This is a genomic window from Pseudomonas sp. S3_B08, assembly GCF_054667725.1.
Map to the genome: position 1 here is coordinate 4,065,430 of NZ_CP162750.1, position 25,850 is coordinate 4,091,279.

General features: G+C 61.2%; 23 protein-coding genes and 1 pseudogene. 17 read left to right on the forward strand and 7 right to left on the reverse strand.

Annotation, left to right across the window (positions count from 1 at the left end; genetic code table 11):
- The first annotated feature begins 49 nt into the window (after window positions 1–49).
- Entirely contained in the window at window positions 50–922 is an 873-nt protein-coding gene (gene trxA / locus AB4N73_RS18400; protein ID WP_095181931.1) for a thioredoxin, read from the forward strand.
- Between the two features lie 4 nt (window positions 923–926).
- On the opposite strand, the gene AB4N73_RS18405 is transcribed toward trxA, so the two are convergent.
- Entirely contained in the window at window positions 927–1,286 is a 360-nt protein-coding gene (locus tag AB4N73_RS18405; protein ID WP_095181932.1) for a hypothetical protein, read from the reverse strand.
- Window positions 1,287–1,463: 177 nt separating this feature from the next.
- Between AB4N73_RS18405 and AB4N73_RS18410 the strand changes: the two are divergent.
- The 9 genes and pseudogenes from AB4N73_RS18410 to AB4N73_RS18450 all read left to right on the forward strand — a co-directional run.
- A pseudogene (locus AB4N73_RS18410) lies at window positions 1,464–1,649 on the forward strand (PAAR domain-containing protein); the annotation flags it as partial.
- Window positions 1,650–1,664: 15 nt separating this feature from the next.
- Entirely contained in the window at window positions 1,665–2,003 is a 339-nt protein-coding gene (locus AB4N73_RS18415) for a hypothetical protein (protein ID WP_223259113.1), read from the forward strand.
- Window positions 2,000–2,947 (forward strand): CHAP domain-containing protein, encoded by a 948-nt coding sequence (locus AB4N73_RS18420; protein WP_095181933.1) that lies wholly within the window; start codon window positions 2,000–2,002, stop codon window positions 2,945–2,947. The genes AB4N73_RS18415 and AB4N73_RS18420 overlap by 4 nt, the downstream gene beginning before the upstream one ends.
- The gene (locus AB4N73_RS18425; protein ID WP_024014498.1) at window positions 2,944–3,510 is read left to right on the forward strand and encodes a hypothetical protein; all 567 of its coding nucleotides are present in this window, start codon (window positions 2,944–2,946) and stop codon (window positions 3,508–3,510) included. Before AB4N73_RS18420 ends, AB4N73_RS18425 begins: the two co-directional genes overlap by 4 nt.
- Before the next feature lie 155 nt (window positions 3,511–3,665).
- Window positions 3,666–4,259 (forward strand): DUF2796 domain-containing protein, encoded by a 594-nt coding sequence (locus AB4N73_RS18430; protein ID WP_041477685.1) that lies wholly within the window; start codon window positions 3,666–3,668, stop codon window positions 4,257–4,259.
- 139 nt (window positions 4,260–4,398) lie between these two features.
- Window positions 4,399–5,109, forward strand: a complete 711-nt coding sequence (locus AB4N73_RS18435) for an ABC transporter ATP-binding protein (protein WP_236168763.1) — start codon at window positions 4,399–4,401, stop codon at window positions 5,107–5,109.
- Window position 5,110: 1 nt separating this feature from the next.
- Window positions 5,111–6,376: an ABC transporter permease gene (locus tag AB4N73_RS18440; RefSeq protein WP_460142402.1), complete on the forward strand. Its 1,266-nt coding sequence runs from the start codon at window positions 5,111–5,113 to the stop codon at window positions 6,374–6,376.
- 11 nt (window positions 6,377–6,387) lie between these two features.
- The gene (locus AB4N73_RS18445) at window positions 6,388–6,906 is read left to right on the forward strand and encodes a DUF3299 domain-containing protein (protein WP_024014502.1); all 519 of its coding nucleotides are present in this window, start codon (window positions 6,388–6,390) and stop codon (window positions 6,904–6,906) included.
- Between the two features lie 220 nt (window positions 6,907–7,126).
- Window positions 7,127–7,825 (forward strand): OmpW/AlkL family protein, encoded by a 699-nt coding sequence (locus tag AB4N73_RS18450; protein WP_095181936.1) that lies wholly within the window; start codon window positions 7,127–7,129, stop codon window positions 7,823–7,825.
- A gap of 358 nt (window positions 7,826–8,183) precedes the next feature.
- Here AB4N73_RS18450 and AB4N73_RS18455 read toward each other — a convergent pair whose 3' ends face one another.
- Both AB4N73_RS18455 and AB4N73_RS18460 read right to left on the reverse strand, forming a co-directional pair.
- Complete coding sequence (locus tag AB4N73_RS18455; RefSeq protein WP_460142403.1) at window positions 8,184–9,116, reverse strand: NAD-dependent epimerase/dehydratase family protein; 933 nt, start codon at window positions 9,114–9,116, stop codon at window positions 8,184–8,186.
- Window positions 9,109–9,993: a sugar nucleotide-binding protein gene (locus AB4N73_RS18460; protein WP_041477681.1), complete on the reverse strand. Its 885-nt coding sequence runs from the start codon at window positions 9,991–9,993 to the stop codon at window positions 9,109–9,111. The genes AB4N73_RS18455 and AB4N73_RS18460 overlap by 8 nt, the downstream gene beginning before the upstream one ends.
- A 276-nt stretch (window positions 9,994–10,269) precedes the next feature.
- Between AB4N73_RS18460 and AB4N73_RS18465 the strand changes: the two genes are divergently transcribed.
- Window positions 10,270–14,556, forward strand: a complete 4,287-nt coding sequence (locus tag AB4N73_RS18465; RefSeq protein WP_460142404.1) for a DEAD/DEAH box helicase — start codon at window positions 10,270–10,272, stop codon at window positions 14,554–14,556.
- Between the two features lie 116 nt (window positions 14,557–14,672).
- Here the strand turns inward: AB4N73_RS18465 and AB4N73_RS18470 are convergent, their stop codons facing one another.
- A complete protein-coding gene (locus tag AB4N73_RS18470) occupies window positions 14,673–16,775 on the reverse strand; it encodes a mechanosensitive ion channel domain-containing protein (protein WP_460142405.1) in 2,103 nt (700 codons plus the stop codon).
- Between the two features lie 386 nt (window positions 16,776–17,161).
- Between AB4N73_RS18470 and AB4N73_RS18475 the strand changes: the two genes are divergently transcribed.
- The 4 genes from AB4N73_RS18475 to AB4N73_RS18490 are packed head-to-tail and all read left to right on the forward strand — an operon-like array spanning window position 17,162 to window position 21,139.
- Complete coding sequence (locus tag AB4N73_RS18475) at window positions 17,162–18,088, forward strand: DUF72 domain-containing protein (RefSeq protein ID WP_056790764.1); 927 nt, start codon at window positions 17,162–17,164, stop codon at window positions 18,086–18,088.
- Window positions 18,085–18,882: an endonuclease/exonuclease/phosphatase family protein gene (locus AB4N73_RS18480; RefSeq protein WP_041477677.1), complete on the forward strand. Its 798-nt coding sequence runs from the start codon at window positions 18,085–18,087 to the stop codon at window positions 18,880–18,882. Before AB4N73_RS18475 ends, AB4N73_RS18480 begins: the two co-directional genes overlap by 4 nt.
- A complete protein-coding gene (gene clsB, locus AB4N73_RS18485; protein ID WP_016772961.1) occupies window positions 18,879–20,153 on the forward strand; it encodes a cardiolipin synthase ClsB in 1,275 nt (424 codons plus the stop codon). The genes AB4N73_RS18480 and clsB overlap by 4 nt, the downstream gene beginning before the upstream one ends.
- Complete coding sequence (locus AB4N73_RS18490; protein WP_041477676.1) at window positions 20,150–21,139, forward strand: lysylphosphatidylglycerol synthase domain-containing protein; 990 nt, start codon at window positions 20,150–20,152, stop codon at window positions 21,137–21,139. Before clsB ends, AB4N73_RS18490 begins: the two co-directional genes overlap by 4 nt.
- Window positions 21,140–21,242: 103 nt before the next feature.
- On the opposite strand, the gene AB4N73_RS18495 is transcribed toward AB4N73_RS18490, so the two are convergent.
- From AB4N73_RS18495 to AB4N73_RS18505, 3 genes are all read right to left on the reverse strand, one after another.
- Window positions 21,243–22,001 carry an alpha/beta hydrolase family protein gene (locus AB4N73_RS18495; protein WP_042610641.1) on the reverse strand — a complete coding sequence of 253 codons (759 nt, stop codon included), beginning with the start codon at window positions 21,999–22,001 and terminating at the stop codon, window positions 21,243–21,245.
- Window positions 21,991–23,100: a DUF3182 family protein gene (locus tag AB4N73_RS18500; RefSeq protein ID WP_460142406.1), complete on the reverse strand. Its 1,110-nt coding sequence runs from the start codon at window positions 23,098–23,100 to the stop codon at window positions 21,991–21,993. Before AB4N73_RS18500 ends, AB4N73_RS18495 begins: the two co-directional genes overlap by 11 nt.
- A 279-nt stretch (window positions 23,101–23,379) precedes the next feature.
- Window positions 23,380–24,381, reverse strand: coding sequence for a GlxA family transcriptional regulator (locus AB4N73_RS18505; RefSeq protein ID WP_460142407.1), 1,002 nt, complete (start codon window positions 24,379–24,381; stop codon window positions 23,380–23,382).
- Between the two features lie 101 nt (window positions 24,382–24,482).
- Between AB4N73_RS18505 and AB4N73_RS18510 the strand changes: the two genes are divergently transcribed.
- Both AB4N73_RS18510 and AB4N73_RS18515 read left to right on the forward strand, forming a co-directional pair.
- Window positions 24,483–25,037 carry a cysteine hydrolase family protein gene (locus AB4N73_RS18510; RefSeq protein ID WP_460142408.1) on the forward strand — a complete coding sequence of 185 codons (555 nt, stop codon included), beginning with the start codon at window positions 24,483–24,485 and terminating at the stop codon, window positions 25,035–25,037.
- 230 nt (window positions 25,038–25,267) lie between these two features.
- Complete coding sequence (locus tag AB4N73_RS18515) at window positions 25,268–25,849, forward strand: YjfI family protein (protein WP_225914461.1); 582 nt, start codon at window positions 25,268–25,270, stop codon at window positions 25,847–25,849.
- The last annotated feature ends 1 nt before the right edge of the window (window position 25,850 follow it).

A 25,850-nucleotide genomic window follows, 5' to 3' on the forward strand; every position in this document is an offset into this window, starting at 1 on the left:
TTTGCGCCACCCCTTATAGTGCGGTCATTGACGCTTAGAGAGATCCCCCATGAGTGAGCAAACGCCGTACATCTTCGACGCCACGACTGCCGATTTCGACCAGTCGGTGATCGAAGCCTCCTTCAACAAACCGGTGCTGGTGGATTTCTGGGCCGAATGGTGTGCGCCGTGCAAGGCGTTGATGCCGATGTTGCAGGGCATTGCCGAGAGCTATCAGGGCGAGTTACTGCTGGCCAAGGTCAACTGCGACATCGAGCAGGACATCGTCGCCCGCTTCGGCATTCGCAGCCTGCCGACTGTGGTGCTGTTCAAGGACGGTCAGCCGGTCGATGGCTTTGCCGGCGCACAACCGGAATCCGCCGTGCGCGCGCTGCTGGAACCGCATGTGCAGATGCCGCCACCGGCCGCTGCCGACCCGTTCGAACAGGCCCAGGCGATGTTCGACGAAGGTCACTTCGCCGAGGCGGAAGCGGTGCTGGTGACCATTCTCAATGAAGACAATACCAACGCCAAAGCGCTGATCCTTTACGCACGCTGCCTGACCGAACGCGGCGAACTGGGCGAAGCGCAAACCGTGCTCGACGCGGTCAAGAGCGATGAGCACAAAGCCGCACTGGCCGGCGCCAAAGCGCAGATCCAGTTCCTCGGCCTCGCCCGCGATCTGCCGGACGCCGCCGACCTGAAGAGCCGCCTGGCGCAAAATCCGCAGGATGATGAAGCGGTGTACCAACTGGCGATCCAGCAACTGGCGCGCCAGCAATACGAAGCGGCGCTGGACGCCTTGCTCAAACTGTTCATCCGCAACCGCAGCTACGGCGAAGGCTTGCCGCACAAGACCTTGCTGCAGGTGTTCGAACTGCTGGGCAATGATCATCCGTTGGTGACGGCTTACCGTCGCAAAGTGTTTGCGGCGCTGTATTAAGGCCTTACCCGATCCAGCTATAGAGCGGCGTATCCCCGCCGCTCGCCACTTTCACATCGGAACTGTGGCGCAAGCGCACGAGCAAACGCTTGCCCGCTGCCGCACTGCCGGTGAGCGCTTCCAGTTGATCGAGCAGATCCGGTCCACTGAGTTGCCCGGCCTTACGCAGCAAGTCTTTGGCCACCTGCCACAGCGCATCGTCCTGATTCACCGGCTTCGCCGCCGGAGCGGGCGCAACCGCCTCAGACTGCGCAATCGGCGCCTGCCCGCTCAGCGCCGAACCCAGCCTGGCCCAATCGCTGTCATCCAGCTCCACCGTCAAATCCACCGGCAACTCGCCGACCGTTCCGCGTATCCGCAACATCAAGTTCGCTCCTGCACTTTTCTGACCTGCATGCTCCCATGGGACTTGTGCAACGCCAAGTAAAGGGCGCCAAACACATCTGGTAATTCCCGGTTAATCGGCTAAATTAATCTCTTTTTGCGGGAAGGATTCCCAATGTCTTCAGGACGAAAACTGGCCTCTTAAGGAGGCCCGACCTCTACAGGTGGCGTGATACTTGAAGGAAATGAGAACCTCAATATCGAAGGAAGAATAATCGCTTCCATTGGACAACTCGCCAGTTGTCCGGTCTGTGGGCCTGGCAAAGGCCCCATCGTAGCAGTGGGTGAAAGAACGCTGATTTTACCTGCCGGACCAGCTGCGCTAGAGGGTGACTACGTCGCCTGCGGTTGTCCGCCCATGACCAATAAGCTGCTCACTCAGCAACACAGTGGTTTCGCAGGAATTGGCCGGCCCGCTCCAATTGACATGGGGCCACCGATTGCTGCCCTGACCTCTTATCGCTACTTGCAGGTCATCATCGAACGCCTTGATGACACGGAAAAGCCAGGTTTGGCTTACAAACTCAAGGACAAGGCGAAGGTTGCCGTTTTACAAGACAGCACTTGCAACCTCACAGGCGAAGGCTGCGAACACCCGGTAAAAAACGCTTCGGATTACGACACCCTGTTGGTAGGGGAAGATTCCGAATGGACTTTCTATGCCTATGAAGAGCCCCTGACACAGGATTTGTCATGAAATCGGAAATCAAACTCATCTTTAAAGACTTTCTGATGCAGCCACCGCCAGGCGTAAAGTTTCAGCTGCTTATCGACGGTCAGGTCGTAGATGACAACATCGTTCAAAACGATGACAGGCCTCGCATTTATTCATTGATATCCAAAAACGGCCAGATCGCTATAACGCTCGCGGGCAAGGAACTACCGTCGATCAAAACCCGAGACACCCACGAAGTGACGGTTCAGATTGTGGGGAACTCCGGTACAAAAAAAGGTATGCACACTGCTACGTTGAATCCAGGGAAGTCTCTTTCGATCGTAGCGATATCACCGTGGGTAAAAGTCCCGCTAACGACCAGCGGCGCTGTCTCGAACGACGCATTCTACGAAGTCGAATATGGTGTGAAACGTACAAATGAAACCCGAACGGTGAAAGTCGTCATTCAGGACATGCCGCGCAGGATACTGATGGAGGCGCTGTCACACCGGGGATCAACACAGTGGGCAGGGAATAAAAGCAAAAAGTCGCTGCCACACCCTACTCTCAGCCAGAGCGTGGAATTTCCACCAAACACAAATAAATGCAATCTGTTCGTCTACGACGTGCTGACCGCAATTGGGGTCAACGTGGCGTTGATTGAACATGGCAAATCGAAATACCTGCCATATTTCTCCAAGGTTAGTCCTCCGCTCGCGGGTGAATGGGCGAATGGACAACGATTGCTCAACAGCTGGAAAGTCGAGCGCACGCCGTTGCCCGGGGACGTCGGCGCTTACGCAATGAATTATTCCGACGCCAGCGGCCATGTCGGCTTCGTTCTAACGAAGGGCGTATGCATTTCTGCAGGGTGGGAAAAAGTTGAAGTTAACGACGCAGGTTTTCGCCATGCGACCGGTAATGCAAATCCCAGCGACCATGACTTCACTATTTTCCGACGCTACAAACACAGCACGCCACAATGAAACGCCCTTATTCGCTCCTCCTCATAATTCCGTTTTTGCTTATCGTGGCATGGCGCATCTGGTTGCCTGCCGATCTTTCGGCTTGTCCCGCTGACGGGGAAACTGCAGGTCCACTGACCCTTGTTATTCGTGATTACTTTGAGCGCAATAGCCGAACCGACTGGCGAGACATGGATGATCGTTTCGACATACTTTCAACCCCCGAAGGCCAGAGCATAGCGAGTCAACCGAATTCACACACTTGCGAAGCATTGCGGGTACTGCAGAGTCCGGCGTTCAGTCAGAGTGAAAAAATCTTCACCATGGCACTTATGTTCAGACTGCCAATCGACCAGTACATGGCCCTGATGGATCGCAGTCATCAACTCTACACGCAGGGCAAAATGGATAAGGAGGTGCTGACTCTGGTGGTATTTCCGCGCGGAACAGCCATCAACTACTGGTGGCTTCCGGCTTGGCGACAGCGTTTCAGTCGCGATGCCCCGAGCGTGCTCGACGCAAATCTGATCAACGATGTCCTTTCGGGACACTATTGGTTCGACTATCCCGGCGCAGGCTTCTGATTCTGCAAGCATGACATTCAATCCCAGCACCGCCCGCGACCTCATCCCGGGCGGTGCTTAGCCATGTCTTGCGCAATCTCAAGCGCACGGGCACACTCTGCGCACTTTCGTTATAAGATTACATAACAAACTTTTCATTTTTCTCGGAGTCCGTCATGCGTCGTTTGCTGCTCGCTTTGCCGTTTGCCCTGTTGCCGCTGGCCGCTGCTCATGCGGTGGATGAGCACGATCACGATCATGAGCACGGCAGCCTCGGCGCCCATGAGCATGGTGTGGGTCGCCTGAATGCCGCGCTCGATGGTCAGACCCTGGAGCTGGAGCTGGAAAGCCCGGCGATGAATCTGGTGGGTTTTGAACACGCCGCGACGTCGGATGCCGACAAGGCCAAAGTCGCTGCCGCTCGTGCGCAGCTGGAAAAACCATTGGCCCTGTTCAGCCTGCCCGCTGCGGCCGGCTGCAAGGTGGTCAGCCAGGAACTGGAAAGCCCGCTGTTCGGCGACAAGCCGGACGCCGACGATCACGACGAAGATGAAGCGGACAAGGACGGTCACGAGCATCACCACGACCACAGCGAAATCCACGCGCATTACCAATTCAGCTGCGCCACACCGGGCGCGCTGAACACGCTGAATCTGGCCAACATCTTCAAAACCTTCCCGGCAACGCAGAAGATTCAGGTACAACTAATCAGCGCGACCGGCCAGCAAGGTACCGAAGTGACGGCGAAATCGGCTGCGCTGAAATTCTAGGATCCACCGAAATCCCCTGTGGGAGCGAGCCTGCTCGCGAAGGCGGCGTGTCAGTTGACAGGTGGGTGTCTGACCCAGCGCTTTCGCGAGCAGGCTCGCTCCCACAGGGTTATGTGTTCACTTCATGAAAATCGGTGCCATGACCCAAGCACTCATCGAACTTTCCGACCTTGGCTTCAACTGGCCCGGTCACCCGCCGCTGCTGGACATCTCGGCGTTTCGTCTGGAAGCCGGCGAAACCCTGTTTCTCAAAGGCCCCAGCGGCAGCGGCAAGACCACCCTGCTCGGCCTGCTTGGCGGGGTGCAGAAGCCCAATCGCGGCAGCATTCGCCTGCTCGGCCAGGAGCTGACCGAGCTTTCTGCCGGCAAGCGCGATACGTTTCGTGTCGATCACACTGGCTACATTTTCCAGCAATTCAACCTGCTGCCGTTTCTCTCGGTGCGCGAGAACGTTGAGTTGCCGTGTCATTTTTCAAAACTGCGTGCGCAACGGGCGAAACAGCGCCACGGCAGCGTCGATCAAGCCGCCGCCACGTTGCTCGCCCACCTGGGTCTGAAAGACGAAAGCATCCTCAGCCGCCGCGCCGACTCGCTGTCCATCGGCCAGCAACAACGGGTCGCCGCCGCACGCGCATTGATCGGCCAACCGGAGCTGGTGATCGCCGACGAACCGACCTCGGCGCTGGATTACGACGCACGCGAAAACTTCATTCGCTTGCTGTTTGCCGAGTGCCGCGAGGCCGGATCGAGTCTGTTGTTCGTCAGCCACGACCAGAGCCTGGCGCCGCTGTTCGACCGTCATCTGTCCCTGGCCGATCTCAATCGCGCCGCTACGTCCGCCGAGGTCTGAGATGTATCTGTTTCGTCTGGCCATGGCCAGCCTGGCCAACCGCCGTTTCACCGCATTGCTCACCGCTTTCGCCATCGCCCTGTCGGTGTGCCTGCTGCTCGCCGTCGAGCGCGTGCGCACCGAAGCCAAGGCCAGTTTCGCCAGCACCATCAGCGGCACTGACCTGATCGTCGGTGCCCGCTCCGGCTCGGTAAACCTGCTGCTGTATTCGGTGTTCCGCATCGGCAACGCTACCAACAACATCCGCTGGGACAGCTTTGAACACTTCGCCAACAACCCGAAAGTGAAGTGGGCAATCCCCATGTCCCTGGGCGATTCCCATCGCGGCTATCGCGTGATGGGCACCACCGAAGCCTATTTCGAGCACTACCAGTACGGGCGCCAGCAACACCTGGCGCTGGCCGACGGTCGCGCGTTTGCCACCGATCTTTTCGAAGTGGTGCTCGGTGCCGAAGTCGCCGAAGCGCTGCACTACAAGCTCGGCGACAAACTGGTACTGGCCCATGGCGTGGCGGCGATCAGCCTGGTCAAGCACGACGACAAACCGTTCACCGTGGTCGGCATCCTCCAGAGCACCGGCACCCCGGTGGACCGAACGTTGCACATCAGCCTCGGCGGCATGGAGGCGATCCACATCGACTGGCACAACGGCGTGCCGGCGCGCGGCAACGGCAGGATCAGCGCTGATCAGGCGCGCAATATGGACCTGACGCCACAAGCGATCACCGCGTTCATGCTCGGCCTCAACAGCAAGATTTCCACCTTCGCCTTGCAGCGCGAGATCAACGAATACCGTGGCGAACCGATGCTGGCGATCCTGCCGGGCGTGGCCTTGCAGGAATTGTGGAGCCTGATGAGTACGGCCGAGAAAGCCTTGTTCGTGGTCTCGCTGTTCGTTGTGCTGACCGGGTTGATCGGCATGCTCACGGCGATTCTCACCAGCCTCAACGAACGTCGCCGCGAGATGGCGATTCTGCGTTCGGTGGGGGCGCGGCCGTGGCACATCGCAAGCCTGCTGGTGCTGGAAGCCTTTGCGTTGGCGCTGACTGGAGTCATCGCCGGACTGGCATTGCTGTACATCGGCATCGCCGCTGCGCAAGGTTACGTGCAGGCCAATTACGGTTTGTATCTGCCGCTGGCATGGCCGAGCGAGTATGAATGGACGCTGCTCGGTGGCATTCTGGCGGCCGCGCTGCTGATGGGCAGCGTGCCGGCCTGGCGCGCGTATCGCCAATCATTGGCCGATGGCCTGTCGATCCGTTTATGAGGATGTTCACCATGCCCCGCGCCCTGCTTGCGCTGCTGATGCTGGTCGCCCTGCCCGTGTGGGCGGCGGCGCCGAAAGACCTGACCTGGTCGGAAATGATCCCGCCGGACGCCGCGCCGGAAGTGCCGAACATGACCCCGCTGCACGACCTGTCGAAGATGGGCGACGCCCTCTCTGCCGAGTCCGCGCCGGCGGCCAAGCAGGACATGCCCAATGCACCGGTAGTGAAGAGCCTCGACGGGCAGAACATTCGCCTGCCCGGTTACATCGTGCCGCTGGAAGTCAGCGAAGAGGGGCGCACCACGGACTTCTTGCTGGTGCCGTATTTCGGCGCCTGCATCCACGTACCGCCACCGCCGTCAAACCAGATCGTCCACGTGAAAAGCGAACTGGGCGTGAAGCTTGATGAGCTGTATCAGCCGTACTGGGTCGAAGGACCGTTGCAGGTGAAAGCCTCAAGCAGTGAGCTGGCCGATGCCGGGTATCAGATGGAGGCGGAGAAGATTTATGCGTATGAACTGCCGGAGTAATTCCCGGTAATTTTGTATTGGCTGGTCTATCGTCTTCGCGAGCAGGCTCGCTCCCACAGGTGATCACATTCCAAGGTGGGAGCGAGCCTGCTCGCGAATAGGCCCTCAAAGGTTCCACAAAACCCCGCCCCTTCACTGTTTCATTGAGCTGAGTCAAAACACCGTATCAGACGGCTTCGTACCCTAGGACATCGAATTTTTATGTCCTTTCGGAGCCCCCATGAACAAGTCCTTGCTCAGCGCCTCGCTGTTTGCCCTCGCGCTCGCAGCCCCGCTCGCCCACGCCCACGAAGCCGGTGACATTCTCGTGCGCGCCGGCGCGATCACCGTCAACCCGAAGGCCGACAGCTCCAGCGTCAAGGTCGATCAGGGTCCGCTGAGCGGCACTGATCTGGGCGGCAAGGCGACCATGAGCAGCGACACCCAACTGGGTCTGAACTTCGCTTACATGCTCACCAACAACATCGGTATCGAGCTGCTGGCAGCCACGCCGTTCGAGCATGACGTCAAGCTCAAGGGCACCGCCCTGCCCGCCGCCAACGGCAAGCTCGGCACCCTGAAACACCTGCCGCCGACCCTCAGCGTCGTCTACTACCCGCTTGATTCGAAATCGCCTTTCCAGCCGTATGTCGGCGGTGGCATCAACTACACCTGGATTTACGACGAACACGTCGGCAGCGAAGCCAGCGCCAACGGCTTCAGCAACTTCAAGGCGAAAAACTCCTGGGGTCTGGCCTGGCAGGTCGGCGCCGACTACATGATCACCGACAACATCATGCTCAACGCCCAAGTGCGCTACATCGATATCGATACACGCGCGACCGTCGAGAACAACGCCGTCGCACCCGGCACCCGCGCACGGGTGAATGTGGATGTCGATCCGTTCATCTACATGGTCGGTTTGGGCTATAAGTTCTAAGCTGACTTTGACCGAACGTTCACGTGGTGGTGAATGAGGCTTGGTGGCGGGCAGGCACAGACCTGACGACGACCGTACGCAGTCGATCGGGGAATAACATTCCCTCGCCACAGGAATAGCGATATTCCGGCCGTGAAAAAGGCGCCTGTTGCAGGGCGCCTTTTTCATTTGGTGCTGAGTCATGTGGGGCGTTGGAGGCCCGGGCCCCTCACCCCAGCCCTCTCCCGGGGGAGAGGGAGCCGATTTGTGTGTTGTTCAAAACCTGAGTTCGACTGGGTATCGCAAGTCGGCGTACTTCTCACAAACACCTCAGTCAGTTCCCCTCTCCCCCTGGGAGAGGGCTAGGGTGAGGGGCTTCTCAGGAGCGCCCGAGCAAGCGCGCCAAGCCCACACTCATCGGCGTCTGCGGCGGCATTTCGAAGCGCTGCAGCAAGCGTCGGTTATCCGCTCGCGAATGGCGGATATCACCCGAACGCGCCGGCCCGTAACTCACGGGCGGCAGTTCACCGACCACTGATTTCAACGCTTCGAGCATCTGCTTCAGGCTCATCGCCTGATTCCAGCCAACATTGACCGCGCCCTCCTGCACTTCAGGCTTTTCCAGCGCCTGCACCAGCAAATCGACCAGATCACCGACATAAAGAAAATCGCGGGTCTGCTCGCCATCGCCAAATACGGTGATCGGCAAACCTTTCGACGCACGTTCGCTGAAGATGCTGATCACCCCGGAATACGGCGAGGACGGATCCTGGCGGGGGCCGAAGATGTTGAAGAAGCGGAAAATCGCCGGCTCCAGGCCATGCTGGCGACGGTAGAAATCGAAGTATTGCTCACCGGCCAGTTTGTCCGAGGCGTAGGGTGTCAGCGGCGCTTTTGGCGTGTCTTCATCAATCGACTCGCCCTCGCCATTGTTGCCGTACACCGCCGCGCTGGAGGCGTACACCACACGCTTGACCCCGGCCAGGCGCATGGCTTCGCAGACATTCAGGGTGCCGATGAAATTGCTCTGGTGGGTTTTCACCGGATCGTCCACCGAGGCCTGCACCGAGGCCACGGCCGCGAGATGCGTGACGGCGTTGCAACCTTGTATGGCGCGGGCGACCAGGGCGGCATCGGCGACATCGCCGACCACCAGTTCAACCTTGGGATTGTCCAGCGGCAGGTTGCTGCGCTTGCCGGTCGACAGGTCGTCGAGCACGCGTACCGCATAGCCCTTGGCGAGCAAGGCATCGGTCAGGTGCGAGCCGATGAAGCCGGCTCCGCCAGTGATTAAAACCGTTGCTTCAGCCATGTCGGTAGAACCTGTCCAGTAGACCCGGGAGTGCGGCACGCCAGGCGCGCGGTTTGATCCCGAAAGTGTGGAGAATTTTCTTGCAGGCCAGCACTGCGTGTTGCGGCTCTTCGGCGGCGTCCGGGCGCGCGGCGTGGGCCTGCGCAGTCGGTGCTTCGATCGCCAGCGGATGCAGGCTGCGTGCTTCGGTGAGAATCGCCTGGCCCAGCGCCAGCGGGGTGGTCGCTTCGTGGCCGGCGTAATGGTAAGTGCCCCACAGCGGCGCGGCGCAGTCGAGTTGCTTGAGCACGGAGATGATCACTCGCGCGGCGTCATCGACCGGAGTCGGATTGCCGCGCCGATCATCGGCCAGCAGCAACTCTTCGGGTTTTTCCGCGCGGGCGAGGAAGCGTCCGAGGGTGCCGTCCGGGCTGTCGTCGAGCAGCCAGCCGAAACGCAGCAGTACATGTTGCGGGCAGGTCGCGCGCACACTTTGCTCGATGCGCCACAAGGCCTGACCGCGCAGGCCCAGCGGCACCGGTTCGTCTTTTTCGCTGTAGGCCGTGGCCCGCGAGCCGTCGAACACGCGATAGCTCGACGGCTGCACGAGGACAATGTTGTGGTGCTGGCACAGTTCGGCCAGACGCTCGATGGCGCGTTCCTGGCCGGTCATGCGGCTTTCGCTGACGCTCTCGGCCTGGAACCAGTCGAAATAGTAGGCGAGGTTGATCAACGCATCGGGACGGGTGTCGTCGAGCAGTTGGGTGAGGCTCGCGGCATCCCAGCCGTTTTCGGGCGGGCGGGGGGCGAGGAAACCGATGTCTTCTTCCGCACCGAGGCGAATCAGCGCCTGCCCAAGGGCATTTCCGCCGCCCAGTAACATAAGGCGCATTCGCATAGAGTCAGCAGGCCCAGTCTGATTGGAACGATGGCTTTAGCGACGGTTCTTGTGGAACCGTCGTCGATAATTGCCGGAATCGTTGCATTTTGCGGGTTTAGTGCGCAACCGTCATCCGTAAAGTGTAGATCCGCGAATTTGCGCCGTCCTGGCCGGCCCCTTCGCGAGCAGGCTCGCTCCCACAGGGGACCGCATTCCAGGGTGGGAGCGAGCCTGCTCGCGAAGGGCTCCGAACGGTACTTGCATCTTCCCGCCCCCGCCCGCATAACTCCAGTCATGAATCTGCCCCTCCCCGCCAACAGCGCGCTGGCCGGTTTTCACCCCGCCGTCAGCGCCTGGTTCAACAAGACTTTCCCGGCGGTCACCGCCGCTCAGGCCCGTGCGTGGCCGTTGATTCGCCAGCGCCGGTCGACGCTGATCGCCGCGCCCACTGGCTCGGGGAAAACCCTGACCGCGTTCCTCGCCGTGCTCGATGAGCTCGTCCACCGAGGGCTGGAGCATCCTGACGGTCTGCCCGCCGAAACCCTGGTGGTCTATGTCTCGCCGTTGAAGGCACTGTCCAACGACATCCAGATCAACCTGCAGAATCCGCTCGCCGGCATTACCGCGCAATTGCACGAGATGGGCCTGCCGGAGCTGACCATCACTACCGCCGTACGCACTGGCGACACGCCGCAAAAAGACCGCGCCGCCATGCGCAAGAGCGCGCCGCATATTCTGGTCACCACCCCGGAATCGCTGTACGTGCTGCTTGGCTCGGAATCCGGGCGCAAGATGCTCGGCACCACGCGCACGGTGATCATTGACGAAATCCACGCCATGGCCGCGGGCAAGCGCGGCAGTCATCTGTCCTTGAGCCTTGAACGGCTGCAAGCGTTGTGCGCCGAACCGCTGACCCGCATCGGCCTGTCCGCCACGCAGAAGCCGGTAGAAGCCGTGGCGCGGTTTCTGGTCGGTCACGATTGCCCCTGCGAAATCGTCGACATTGGCCACGCCCGCCCACGAGACCTGGGTATCGAAGTGCCGCCGGTGCCGTTGTCTGCAGTGATGGCCAACGATGTCTGGGAACTGGTGTACGAGCGCCTCGCCGAACTCGCCCGCGAGCATCGCACCACGCTGATTTTCGTCAACACCCGACGCCTTGCCGAACGCCTTAGCCGGCATCTGAGCGAGCGCCTCGGCAAGCAGGCCGTGGCGGCGCACCACGGCAGCCTGGCCAAAGAGTTTCGCCTCGATGCGGAACAGCGCCTCAAACGCGGCGAGCTGCAAGTGCTGATCGCCACTGCATCACTGGAGCTGGGCATCGATATCGGTGAAGTCGACCTGGTCTGCCAGATCAGTTCACCGCGTTCGATTGCTGCGTTTCTGCAACGAGTCGGTCGCTCCGGACACCAGGTCGGCGGCACGCCCAAGGGCCGTTTGTTCGCCACCACCCGCGACGACCTGATCGAGTGCGCCGCCCTGCTCGACTGCGTGCGCCGGGGCGAGCTCGATACGCTGCACATTCCGGAAAAACCGCTGGATGTGCTGGCGCAGCAGATCATTGCCGAGGTCAGTTGCCAGGAATGGTCGGAGGACGCGTTGCTTGCGATGTTCCGCCGAGCCTGGCCCTATCGCGATCTCGACGAAAAACACTATCAGGCCCTGCTGAGCATGCTCGCCGAGGGCTACAACGGTCGCCAGGGCATCCGCAGCGCCTACCTGCACCGCGACGCCGTCAGTCGCACCTTGCGTGGCCGGCGGGGCGCGCAACTGACCGCCGTGACCAGTGGCGGCACCATCCCGGACAACGCCGACTACAGCGTATTGCTAGAACCCCAGGGCTTGAACATCGGCAGCGTCAACGAAGATTTCGCCGTGGAAAGTATCGCCGGCGACGTGTTCCAGCTCGGCAATACCTCGTACCGCATCCTGCGGGTAGAAAGCGGCAAGGTGCGGGTCGAGGATGCGCAGGGCATGCCGCCGACCATTCCGTTCTGGCTCGGCGAAGCGCCGGGGCGCAGTGATGAACTGTCGGCGGCCGTCGCGCGCCTGCAAGCGCAGTTGGACGAATTGCTCAGCGCCAGCCCCGGGATTCTGCAACCGGCGCTCGATTGGCTGACCGCCACACTCGGCCTCAACCTCGCCAGCGCCGAGCAACTGGTCGAATATCTGGCGCGCGCACGGCAAACCCTCGGCGCCCTGCCCTCGCAGGACACGCTGTTGATGGAACGGTTTTTCGACGAGTCCGGCGGCACCCAACTGATCATTCACACGCCGTTCGGCAGCCGCATCAACCGCGCCTGGGGCCTGGCCCTGCGCAAGCGTTTCTGCCGCACCTTCAACTTCGAGTTGCAGGCCGCCGCCAGCGAAGACGCGATCGTGCTGTCGCTGTCCACCAGTCACAGCTTCGAGCTCGACGAAGTCTGGCGTTACCTGCACAGCAACAGCGCCGAACACACCCTTATTCAAGCCGTGCTCGATGCGCCCTTGTTTGGCGTGCGCTGGCGCTGGAATGCCGGGGTGGCGCTGGCGTTGCCGCGCTTCACCGGCGGGCGCAAAGTCGCTCCGCAACTGCAACGGATGAAAAGCGAAGACCTGATCGCCAGTGTGTTTCCCGACCAGATCGCCTGCCTGGAAAACCTCGCCGGCGAGCGTGAAGTCCCCGAACATCCGCTGGTGGAACAGACCCTCGACGATTGCCTGCACGAAGCGATGGACAGCGAAGGCTGGCTGACCCTGCTGCGGCGCATGGAGCGTGGCGAGGTGCGCCTGATCGCCCGGGATTTACCTGCGCCGTCGCCGCTGGCGGCAGAAATTCTCAGCGCCCGACCCTACACGTTTCTCGACGACGCGCCGCTGGAGGAACGCCGCACGCAAGCGGTGATTAATCGACGCTGGAGCGATCCGCAATCGACCGATGATCTCGGCGCGCTCGATGCCGATGCGATCACCGCAGTGCGCGAAGAAGCCTGGCCGTCGCCCAATTCCATGGATGAAATGCACGAAGCGCTGATGAGCCTTGCCTGCATCAGTGACGCCGAAGCGCGCGCCAACGCGGGTTGGCCGGACTGGCTGCAAACGCTGATGGCCAGCGGCCGCGCCTGCCGGTTGCAGATCGACGCCGAGCATCAGTTGTGGCTGGCTCGCGAACGCTTGAGTTGCCTGCAGGCACTTTATCCACAAGCCACGCTGCTGACTGAAGCAGTCGCGCTGCCCGGGTTCGACGAAGCATGGACATTCGATGAGGCGCTGGTCGAAGTGATCCGCGCCCGCCTCGGTGCCTTTGGGCCGATCCCGTTGCCGGCCATCGCCGAGCCGCTGGCCCTGCCCGCCGCGCAAGTGAGTCAGGCCCTCGCCCGACTGGAGCGTGAAGGCTACGTCTTGCGCGGCCAGTTCACGCCGAACAGCGCGATTGAAGAATGGTGCGAACGCCATCTGCTGGCGCGCATCCATCGCTACACGGTCAAGCGCCTGCGCCGGGAAATCGAACCGGTGGCATTGCAGGACTTCATGCGTTTTCTGTTCGACTGGCAGCATCTGACGCCGGCCACCCAAGGTCAGGGCAGTGCGGTGCTGCCGGCGATTGTCGGCCAGTTCGAAGGCTACCCGGCGGCAGCTTCGGCGTGGGACAGCGACATCCTGCCGGCACGCCTCAAGGACTATTCGCCGAGCTGGCTGGATGAACTGTGCCGCAACGGCAAACTGGTGTGGACGCGCATCAGCGCGCGGCAGAAAGTCAGCGGCTCGGCATTGCGCAGTACACCGATTGTGCTGCTGCCGCGAAGCCAGGTGGGTTTGTGGAGTGCGTTGGCTGAGCAGACGCCAGTGAGCGAGTTATCGCCGAAAACACAGAAAGTCTTTGAGGCGCTGAGTCAGCATGGCGCGCTGTTTTTCGATGAGTTGATTCATGAAGCGCGCCTGCTGCGCAGCGAACTGGAAATCGCCTTGCAGGAACTGGTCGCCGCAGGTTTGGTGAACGCCGACAGCTTCGCCGGCCTGCGCGCGCTGATCACGCCGGCAAGCAAGCGCCAGCAGCGCAGTAGCCGACGCGGGCGCGGCGCGTTTATCGGCGGCATGGACGATGCCGGGCGCTGGGCATTGCTGCGCCGGGGTTCGTCAGCCGATGCCGCCGAGACACTCGAACACGTCGCCATGACCCTGCTGCGCCGCTACGGCGTGGTGTTCTGGCGCTTGCTCGAACGCGAAGCGGACTGGCTGCCGAGCTGGCGGGAATTGCTGCGCACCTTTCATCGTCTGGAGGCGCGGGGCGAGATTCGTGGCGGGCGGTTTGTCAGTGGTCTGGCTGGCGAGCAGTTTGCCTTGCCCGAAGCCATTCCCTTGCTGCGCGAAGTACGCCGCCGCCCGCAGGACGGCAGCCTGGTGGCGGTGTGCGGAGTTGATCCATTGAATCTGGCCGGAACCTTGTTGCCGGGGGCGAAGGTGCCGGCGCTGGTGAGCAATCGGCTGGTTTATCGCGATGGAGTGTCCGTGGCCGCGGTGATTGCCGGCAAGCAGCAGGTTTGGGTAGAGCTGGATCCGATAGCCATGGGACAACTGCATGCCAAGCTGATCCGGCATTGAGAGTGTTCGCACCGGCGTCTTCGCGAGCAGGCTCGCTCCCACAGTCCAATCCCATTGCCCCTGTGGGAGCGAGCCTGCTCGCGAAAGCGCCGGCCCTGTCTCTACACAAACAGGCGTCAGGTCCGCGACTCCTGCGGTACCTCATCCGCAACCACCGCCCCCTCCTCCTGCCGCTTCGGCAACAGCACCTGCTGTGGATAAGTCTGCGCAAAATGCACATTCGGCGTGTTATCCACAAGCTTCTTCAAACGTTGGTTGAACGCCCGGCTCACCGCATATTGGCCACCTGACACCGTGCGGAATTGCGCCGTCAGCACCACGCCGTTGAGGTCCATCTTGTCCACGCCAAACACATCCAGCGGCCCTTGCAGGTTGTACTTGAGGAACGGGTCTTCGCGGATCGAATCGCCGGCCTCGCGGATCAGCTCGATGGCCTTGTCGACGTCGGTGTCGTAGGTGAACTGCACCGAGAAAAATGCGAAGGCGAACTGGCGGGATTGGTTGGTCACAGCCTTGATCTGGCCGAACGGCACCGAGTGCACAAAACCCTTGCCGTCGCGCAGGCGCAAGGTGCGAATGGTCAAACCTTCCACCGTGCCAGCGTGGCCGGAATCGAGCACCACCCAGTCGCCGATCGACAGGGTGTCTTCGATGATGATGAACAGCCCGGTGATGACGTCCTGCACCAATTGCTGCGAACCGAAACCGATCGCCAGGCCGACCACGCCGGCACCGGCCAATAGCGGCGCGACATTGATGCCGAGGTTGGCCATGGTGGTAATCGCGCAGATCACCACGAGGATGATTTTGATCGCGTTGCGCAGCAGCGGCAGGATGGTTTTCACCCGCGTGCTCGGCTGGCGTGCCGCGCGTTTGCTCAGCGGCGGTTTCAGCGCTTCCTGAATCGCCGTGTCGAGCACCACCCACAGCAGCCACGTCACCAGGAAGATCAGGCCGATGCTGCTCAAGGCGTTGCTGATCGCTCGACCGACGGTGCTGCTCTGGGCGAAATCGAGCAACGACACGCCCCAGATCCGCCCGAGAATATCGATGAACACAATCGCCATGACGATGCGCAGCAACGCATGCAACAGGCTGAGAAAACGTTCCTTGTAGGCACTGCTGCGCTGGATCGCCTCAGCCTTGCGTGATTTGAACAAATGCTGCAACACGGTGCTGAGAAACACTGTGGCGATCAGCAGCACGGTGGTGAACAAGGCACAGCGCAGGGCTTTCTGATTGTCCTCGCCGATGCCGATCAGGCTCACTGCCGAGACCAGCACCATCAGCACGATCGGCCAATACCACAGCCCGGAAAATATCCGCAGCGACTCCTGCAGCGACGGTTGTTTCAAACGCTGACTGAGCGGGCGATTGCGGATCAGATGCGCCACGGGCCGGCGCAGGCGAATCACCAGCAAACCGAAAATCACCGAGGCGATCAGCCCGGTGAACACGGCGATGCTGCTGGTGATATTGCCGCCCAATTGTCGGGCGATCTGCGGGCTGGTCAGGGCATCGCTGAGAGCGGCGAGAAAGCCGATCAGGAACAGCGGTCGCGGGCAGTATTCACGGATGATTCGCGCGGCGGCGCGCTTGTGGCCGACATTGAACATCACCACCACGCACAACAACATCGACGTGGAGAAAATGCCACTGCTGGTGGCGTAGGCCAGACACAGCGCCAGCGCACGGCCCACCGAAGCTTGCAGAAAATGGCTGACATACAGCGTCAGCGGCAGGCAGATCAGCGCCGGCACGGTGAAAGGCAGCACGTAGCCGAGCAGATCCTGACTGCGCTGGCGGGTGCGCAACCAGCGGCCCTCACGCAGACGCTTTGCCAGCAGACTGCCGAGCACGGTGAGCAGGGCGAAACTGCCCAGCCACACTCCCGACAACGTGAGGAAATCCCCGGCGACGCTCCAGCCCGAGCGATTCGACGGTTGCTTGACCAGCCGATCGACCTCATCCGCCGCGCGGTCAGCACGCAGCCGCCAGGCATCGACCAGGTGTTCGTTGAGATCGAGTTTTTCCTGCACATCGTCGATGCTCGTACTGATCGCCCCGAGCAGACCGCCCTGCACCAACGGTTCCGGTTCGGCGGGTTTCTCTGCCGTGTCGGCGGCAGCCGGAACGCCCGGTAGCGCGACGGCTTGCGATGTGTTGACGCCCAAGCACAGCAGCGTTCCCAGCAGAATGGCGATCCTGAAATTGCGCAAAGCTCCGATCTCCCGTGGCTGACCCTGGTAAGGAACTGATCGGTAATTGCGCGGCAAGTTCAAGAGCCCCTCACCCCAGCCCTCTCCCCCAGGAGAGGGAGCCGACCGAGTTGCATGACCAAAATCACCAACTGCACGTCTTGAGTCGAACTCAAGTCCTGAAGACCATGAAGATCTGCTCCCTTCACAGTCGTACGCGATTTCAGGAGACATGAAGATCTGCTCCCTTCCCCCTCGCCCCCTTGGGGGAGAGGGTTGGGGTGAGGGGGTAAGCTCTTGATCTTCGCTTCACCCGCGACCGTCCGTAACGCCACCGAAACTTTCCCGCCCCCGCCGCAGTCATCACAGAACATCGGCAACACGAGGACTTTCTACGGGAGGATGGGATGGCGACGATTCACATCGGTATTTCAGGCTGGCGCTACGCCCCGTGGCGCGGGGATTTCTACCCGAAGGGACTGGCGCAGAAGCGCGAATTGCAGTTCGCCTCCCGCGCGGTCAACAGCATCGAAATCAATGGATCGTTCTACGCCCTGCAACGCCCCGAACGTTACGCCCAGTGGTACGCCGAAACTCCTGATGACTTCGTGTTCAGCGTCAAGGCACCGCGCTTCATCACCCACGTGCGCCGCTTGCGCGAAATCGAAAAACCGCTGGCGAATTTCTTTGCCTCGGGCGTGCTGGAGCTGAAGGAAAAACTCGGGCCGATCCTCTGGCAGTTTCCGCCGAATTTCAAATTCGACGCCGAGCGCTTCGATCACTTTCTCGCGCAACTGCCCCACGATACCCAAGCCGCAGCCGCCCTCGCCCGCCAGCACGACTCGCATCTTCCCGGCCACGCCAGCGTCAAAGCCTGGCGCAAGAAACCGCTGCGCCATGCGGTGGAAATCCGTCATGAAAGTTTCATCGATCCGGAATTCGTGCGCCTGCTCAAACGCCACAACACCGCGCTGGTCATTGCCGACACCGCCGGCAAATGGCCGTACCGCGAAGACCTCACCAGCGACTTCGTCTATCTGCGCCTGCACGGCGCCGAAGAGCTCTACGCCAGCGGTTATTCCGAACAAGCGCTCAAGCGCTGGGCCGAGCGCATCGACGCCTGGCATCACGGTAAACAGCCAGAGGACGCCCACCTGATAGCCCCACGCCTGAAACCCCGCGCGCGCAAATCCCGCGAAGTGTTCTGCTACTTCGACAACGACATCAAAGTCCGCGCGCCCTACGACGCACGCAACTTGTTGCAGCGCTTGGACCTCGACAAAGACCTCGCCACAACTCCCGGGCAAGTCGCCGCAGAAGGAGTTCTGTCATGAGCATTCCCGAACCGGTCGGTTTCACCGACGAAGGCTCCGTGGTTGCGCCCTCGGTGCGCACCTTCACCATACTGACGGTCAACACCCACAAGGGCTTCACCGCGCTGAACCGGCGTTTCATCCTGCCGGAGCTGCGTGAAGCGGTGCGCAGCGTCGCCGCCGACGTGGTGTTTCTGCAGGAAGTGCACGGCACGCACGAGCAGCATCCGAAACGCTACGACAACTGGCCGACGATGCCGCAATACGAATTTCTCGCCGACAGCCTCTGGCCGCAATTCGCCTACGGGCGCAATGCCGTGTACCCGGCGGGCGACCACGGCAATGCGCTGCTGTCGAAATTCCAGATCATCCGCCACGACAACCTCGACGTGTCGATCAGCGGCCATGAAAACCGTGGCCTGCTGCATTGCGTGCTGCGCCTGCCTGGCGACGGCACCGAAGTGCATGCGATCTGCGTGCATCTGGGCCTGCGCGAGAGCCACCGCAACGCGCAACTGGATCTGCTGATGCAACGTCTCGCCGAATTGCCCGCTGATGCCCCGGTGATCGTCGCTGGCGATTTCAACGACTGGCGCCAGCGTGCCGATGCGCAGCTCAAGCCCTGTGGCCTGCGCGAAGTGTTCGCCGAGCAGTACGGCAAGCCGGCGCGCAGCTTTCCCGCGCGGCTGCCAGCGCTACGACTCGACCGCATCTACGTACGCAACCTCAAGGCCAGCCGCCCGAAAGTTTTGACCAACCGGCCCTGGTCCCACCTTTCCGACCACGCACCGTTATCGGTGGAGATTGAACTATGAACAGTGCGCCACTGGAAAAATCCGCCGTCGACCCGGTCCCGCTGAACCCGCCGGTGCGCGAGCCCGGCCACGTGGACGTCGAGTATCAATGGCACAGCAATAACCGCGTAGAGCTGCTGGAGAACGGCGAGGAATATTTCCCCCGGGTATTCGAAGCGATGCGCGCAGCCAAGAGCGAGATCCTGCTGGAGACCTTCATCGTCTTCGAAGACAAGGTCGGCGCCGAGTTGCAGCAAATCCTCATCGAAGCCGCCCAGCGCGGCGTGCGCACCACGGTCAGCCTCGACGGCTTCGGCTGTGGCGAGCTGAGCACCGGCTATCTGTCGGCCTTGAGCGATGCCGGCGTGCATCTGCAAATCTTCGATCCGGCGCCGAAGCATTTGGGCATCCGCACCAACTGGTTCCGCCGCTTGCACCGCAAGATCGTGGTGGTCGACGGCTTGATCGCGTTCATTGGCGGGATCAATTTTTCCGGCGATCACCTGGCCGATTTCGGCCCTGAAGCCAAGCAGGATTATTCGGTGGAGATCCAGGGCCCGGTGGTCGCCGATATCCATCACTTCGCCCTGCTTCAAAGCGGTCGTCCCGGACGCGCGCGGTTCTGGTGGCAGCGCCGGCGCCAGCGCCTGGAGGAAATGGCCTTCACCGACCACGACGGCCAGGTACGCCTGGTGTTCCGCGATAACGATCAACACAACACCGATATCGAAGACGTGTATTTGCAGGTGCTGCGCAAGGCCAAGCGCCGGGTAATCATCGCCAACGCCTACTTCTTTCCCGGCTACCGTTTGCTGCGCGAAATCCGCAACGCCGCCCGCCGTGGCGTCGAGGTGCGGCTGATCCTGCAAGGCCAGCCCGACATGCTCGTAGCCAAACTGGCGGCGCGCATGACCTACGATTATCTGCTGCGTGCCGGCGTGCAGATTCACGAATACTGCCAGCGCCCGCTGCACGGCAAGGTCGCGCTGGTCGACGATGACTGGAGCACCGTGGGCTCGAGCAATCTCGACCCGCTGAGCCTGTCGCTGAATCTGGAAGCCAACGTGCTGATCCGCGACCGCGCGTTCAATCAGCACCTGTACGAACGCCTCGAAGATCTCAGCCAGAACCACTGCAAAGCCATGGACGCCAAGCTGTTGCCGCGCGGGCGTATCTGGCACATGACCGTGGGTTTTCTGGTGTTCCACTTCCTGCGGCACTTCCCGGCCATGGCCGGTTGGCTGCCGGCGCATAAACCGCGTCTGAAGCCTTTCCGAGGTGCGCGTCCATGAGTCATTCCGAAGTCCATTCCGATAGCCATTCGACACAAGCGGCGCCGTCGAAATGGAGCCGCTGGAAACGTCCGCTGACCATCCTGTTTTTCCTCGCGCTGATCGTCCTGTTGACGATGTTCGCTACGCGCATCGAATGGGCCGAGGTGCTGGAGACCCTCGCCGATTTCAAGGTGCGCACACTGATCATCGCCGCCAGCCTGACCCTGCTGAGTTTTCTGGTGTACGCCAGTTTCGACCTGATCGGCCGCACTTACATTCGGCAAGACCTGACTTGGAAGCAGATCCTGCCGGTGGGCATCATCAGCTACGCCTTCAATCTCAACCTTAGCGCCTGGGTCGGCGGCATCGCCATGCGCTATCGCCTGTATTCGCGGCTGGGCGTGAGCAAAGGCAACATCGCCAAAATTCTCGGCCTGAGCCTGGCAACCAACTGGTTCGGCTACATGACCATCGCTGGCGTAGTGTTCAGCAGCGGTCTGGTGACGATGCCGCCGGGCTGGAAACTCAGCAGTTCGGCCTTGCAACTGGTTGGTGTGTTACTGCTGCTGGTCAGCGCCGGCTATCTGGCGGCGTGTCAGTTTTCCAAGCGCCGCGAGTGGTCGATTCGCGGCGTGGAAATCAACCTGCCGTCGCTGCGCATGGCGGTGCTGCAATTGCTGCTGGGGGCGTTGAACTGGTCGCTGATGGCGGCGGTGATCTTCACTCTGCTGCCGAGCAAACTGGATTATCCGCTGGTGCTTGGCGTGCTGTTGATCAGCGCGATTGCCGGGGTCATCACGCATATTCCGGCGGGACTGGGTGTGCTTGAGGCGGTGTTCGTGGCGCTGCTGCAGCACGAGGCGTCGCGCGGCAGTCTGGTCGCGGGATTGCTGGCATATCGGGCGATTTATTTTCTGCTGCCGCTGTTGATCACGGTGGTGATGTATCTGGTGGTCGAGGCCAAGGCCAAGGCGCTGCGGATCGAGAAGAAACCCACACATTAGAATCAACATCAAAAGATCGCAGCCTTCGGCAGCTCCTACATTTGAAATGCGTTCAACCTGTGGGAGCGAGCCTGCTCGCGAAGGGGCCGGTACATGCGACAGATCATCTGGATTGGATAATGCTCAACCGCTCCCCCACCACCATCTCGGTAATCCAGTCCACCAGGATCGAGGTGTAGGCCTGCTGCGAAACTGGATCACTCAATGCGTGATCGGCGCCATCAATAATCCGATGAGTCAATGAGTGAGTCTGCTGACATGCGGCGCGGTAACTCATGATCGTCGCGTGGGGCACGAAGTCGTCGGTTTCCGATTCCACCAACAGCACGTCGCCCGTGAATTGCGAACAGGCATGCAGGGCGCGATTGCTGTCGGCGCGCACCAGCGTATTGCGATAATCGCGCAGGTCGGCCTTGTCCAGATCGCGCTTGGGCGTGTGCCACTGCTCGTCGCGGTACAGCGCCGGCACGCGCAGCGCCAGCCAGCGCACCGGGCGCAGTGACGTCAGGATCGAGGCCAGATAACCGCCATAACTGGTGCCGACCACGGCGATCGCCGAAGTGTCGAGGGCCGGGTGCGCCAGCAGGCGATCGTAGGCCGCCAGCAAGTCACGCAGATTGTCTTCACGGGTCACCCGGGTCAGCGGAATTCCTGTGCCGCCGGTGTGCCCGCGCAGGTCGAAGGTCAGGCATACGCAACCCAGGCCGGCGATGCCTTTGGCCCGCTCCAGATCACGTTCCTGACTGCCGCCCCAACCGTGAACAAACAACACCCCCGGGACTTTCGATTTGGGACTGAGAAAAGTCCCGCTCATCTGTTCGTCATCAATGTCGATTTGAATGCTTTCGCTTCTAGCCGTCATAGGATTGGACCGTCACATATTTGAGAAGAAACGCGCTGTTTTCCGCCGGGCCGCGATAGACCTCGATGGCGTCCGCCGGCAGCGCCTGATCGGTATAGGTTTCCACCGACGACACGCGAATCGCGCGCATCTGTGGATCGTTGACGAAGCTCTGCAACGCGGCCACTTCAGCGCTGCTGGCACCGCCCATGCGCCAGGATTGTTCGAGCACGCCGCTGCGCGGGTTGCCGCTGGCGTCGAGGCCTTGGGCGATATCGTAATTGCGCCGCGAGGCGAAGAAGCGCGGGTAAGCTTCGTTGGCGGCACTGTCGAAGACCTGCGCCTGCTCGATGGCCAGACGCACATCATCAGGCAGATCCAGCGCGAGCAATTGGTCATAGCCGCCCTGCACCACCAGCAGATTCGAGCCGCCGTAGACCTCTTCGCCCAGGCCGTCCTCGGTCAAGTATTGATCACCGCAGTAGCTCAACACTTTGCCGCCGATGAACGACTGGCCGACGCTGTGGGTGACGACGTTGCGCAAGTCCTGCTCCAGCACTACGCCGTCTGTGAACAAACTCTCCACTTCGGGACGAGCGAGGATCTCATCGAACGCGTCGAGGCTTTTGATCACTTCCTGACCGCGCCCGGCGCAAGCGTGAACCGGCTTCAAGCGAATCGGCCCGGCGTACAGCAGATGTTCGGCGGCGGGCCGTGCATCTTCCAGCGCAAATACGCTGAGACCGTCGAGCACAACGTTGCGCACCCGCTCCGAGAACAGCGGCGACCAGCCCTGCGGCGCGTGCGCCAGATGACTGCGCAAACCGTGGCTGATGGCTTTGGTGCAGATGAAATCGTATTCGACGTAACCGCCCCACAAGTCATAGGGGCCTTTAATGCCCAGCGCTTGCGCGTGGGCGGCGCCAACGATGGTTTGTGTCGGCAGCAGATACAGCTCGCGGCCCTGATGTTTGGCCGGATCGAAACTGCCGCCGAATTTGCAGCCGAGAATCTGCGCCAACCAGCGCGCCAGAGCCTTGTTGGTCTCGACTTCATGTTGCGGCGCCTCGGCACGCACCGAATGGGCAACGACGATTTTGTTGCTGGGTGTCGGGGTCATGCGTTCCCCTTTTATCAGTCGATGGGTTCTCAAAGGAAATTGCAGAGATCAGGCCAATCAACCATCCCCACGAACCGCCCGATAATCGGGAGCTTGCCGTGACTGTGCTGGCATCACGCCTGTTTCAAACTGCACGACAGCGCGCAAAACTCCGGCAAATTGCACGATCTCTCATCCTCGCCGCGATCATTGTGGGAGCGAGCCTGCTCGCGAAAGCGTAGTGTCAGCCGACTACAATTCTGTAGATCCAGCGCCTTCGCGAGCAGGCTCGCTCCCACATTAGTTCATCGTCGTTCTGGGAGCGGGGTTCACACCAAACCGCCCACGGTAATCACTCGGCCCAAGCCCGGTGATCTTCTTGAAGATCGCACGAAACGCGCCCGGATCCTGATAGCCCACCGTCCAGGCAATGTGATCGATCGTGCCATTGGTGAACTCGAGCATTTCCCGCGCCTTGCCGACCCGCAGGTGCTGGCAGTACTCGGTCGGTTTCAAGCCTGTCGCGGCGCGGAATCGGCGCAGGAAAGTACGCTCTTCAAGTCCCGCGCGCTCGGCCATCGCGTTCAGCGAAACATCCGTCGCCCCGGTGCTTTGCAGCCAGTGCTGGACCTTGAGAATCGCCGCGTCGCCATGGCTGAGGATCGGTGCGAAATTGCTTCCGCATTCACTGGCGCTGTCGCTGTGTTCCATCACCAGAAAACGCGCGGTCGCGGTGGCGATGCTTGGGCCGAGCAAGCGATCGACCAGGCGCAACCCCAACTCCGACCAGGCCATCAGCCCGGCCGTGGTGATCAGGTCGCCGTCGTCGACAATCGGCGTGTCGGCCTTCAGTTTGATCTTCGGGTAACGCTCGGCAAAAGCCTGGGCCGAGGTCCAGTGCGTGGTGGCGCTGCGACCGTCGAGCAAGCCGCTTTCAGCGAGCATCAACGAGCCCACACAGACACCACCAAGGGTTGCGCCGCGCGCATGCTGATCGCGCAGCCATTGCGCAAGACTCGCGGTCATCTGCGCCGCATCGAACCCGCCGAGGGACGGCGGAATCAGCACGGCGAGCAAGGCGTCTTCGGCGCCGGGATGACTGTCATAGACCCGGGTCGGCAACTGCTCGCCCTCGACCTGCCAGTGACTGACCCGCAGCAAGGGCAATTGCACAGCCTGATACTCGGCAGCGATGCGATTGGCCACGGCGAACAGATCTGTCAGACCGTGCACCGCCGCCAGTTGCGCGCCGGGGTAAATCAGCACGCCCAGTTCAGCGGTGGCGGCTCTTTGTGCAGCCATTGTCAGTTTTCCCCCGTCTATTGTCGGTGCGGCCAATCCTCGAATCCTCGGCCAGCGTCAATACTGAGGCCACACCCAATCACCGTCTCGAGGACAATCCCATGGCCAAGCAAGCGCTCATCGTAGTCGATATCCAGAACGACTACTTCCCCCAAGGCAAGTGGCCGCTGGTCGGCGCCGACGCCGCTGCCGATAACGCCGCACGGCTGATCGCAGCCTTCCGCGAAACGGGCGATCCGGTGGTGCACATTCGCCATGAATTCACCTTCGAAGACGCGCCGTTTTTCACTCCCGGCTCCGAAGGCGCGAAACTGCATCCGAAAGTGCTCAACCGCGCCGACGAGCCGGTGGTGCTCAAGCACTTCGTCAACTCGTTCCGCGAAACCGAACTGAAAGCGGTGCTCGACGAACACGGCATCACCGACCTGGTGGTGGTCGGCAGCATGAGCCATATGTGCGTCGATGGCATCACCCGCGCGGCGGCGGACATGGGGTATGCGGTCACGGTGATTCACGATGCCTGCGCCAGCCGTGATCTGGAATTCAATGGCCTTACGGTGCCGGCCGCTCATGTGCACGCAGCCTTCATGGCGGCGCTGGGTTTCGCCTATGCCAGCGTGGTATCCACTGACGAGTTCCTGAGCAGCAACGCCTAGCAACAACTGCGCAATCTACTGGCCCGCCACGTTGCGGGCCTTTTTGCGTCTGTCATGAAAATCTCACGCGTGAGTCATTGATGGCACTTTGCATTGGTTGTAGTGTGGCCCACGCGTGAGACGCTCATAACCGGATTCCAGCCATGACAAGCCGCACTCCGACGCCTGCCGCAGCCAGCCCCAAGGGCGAGCGTGGCAAGGCGTCGGCAAAAAAACCGTCGAGCTTCTACATGAAGCAGATGCGCGCAGGCCTGGCCGCCGCCGGTTATGTGAAACACGAAACTTGGGTGCTTCCGGAAAACCGAAGCTTGCTCAAGCAAATGGAGCAACAGCTACGCCAACCGATTCTGGCTGGCTCTTTCATGTCGGAGAAATACATGAGCGCAGGCAACAACTGGACCATCGACAGCCTCTTCAATGCCCTCAAGGCGCTGGACGAGGTGGCTTCCCAAGAGATTTCGCTGTCCCTGATCCAGAGCTCCGAGCCGAGCATCAAGCTGGAAATGAACGAATTCGGCGGCCTGCCGATTCACATCGCCCTGGCCGGCCAGCAGATCATCGTCGACACCGTGCTGGTGGACATCGATTCGATCAGCAACGTCCAGGCGTTCAACGATGCCGTGCTGCGCAGCCGCGAGATGTTCCCGCTGTCGTCGATCGGAATCGAATCGATGCCGAACGGGCAGACCGTCTACAACATGTTCGGCGCGCTCAGTGCTGATTCGAGCCTGACCAACGTCGTCACCGAGGTGAAAACCCTGGTCGACAACGTGCAGCGCGCCAGCGAAGCCTTCGAACACTTCTTCAAGTAAT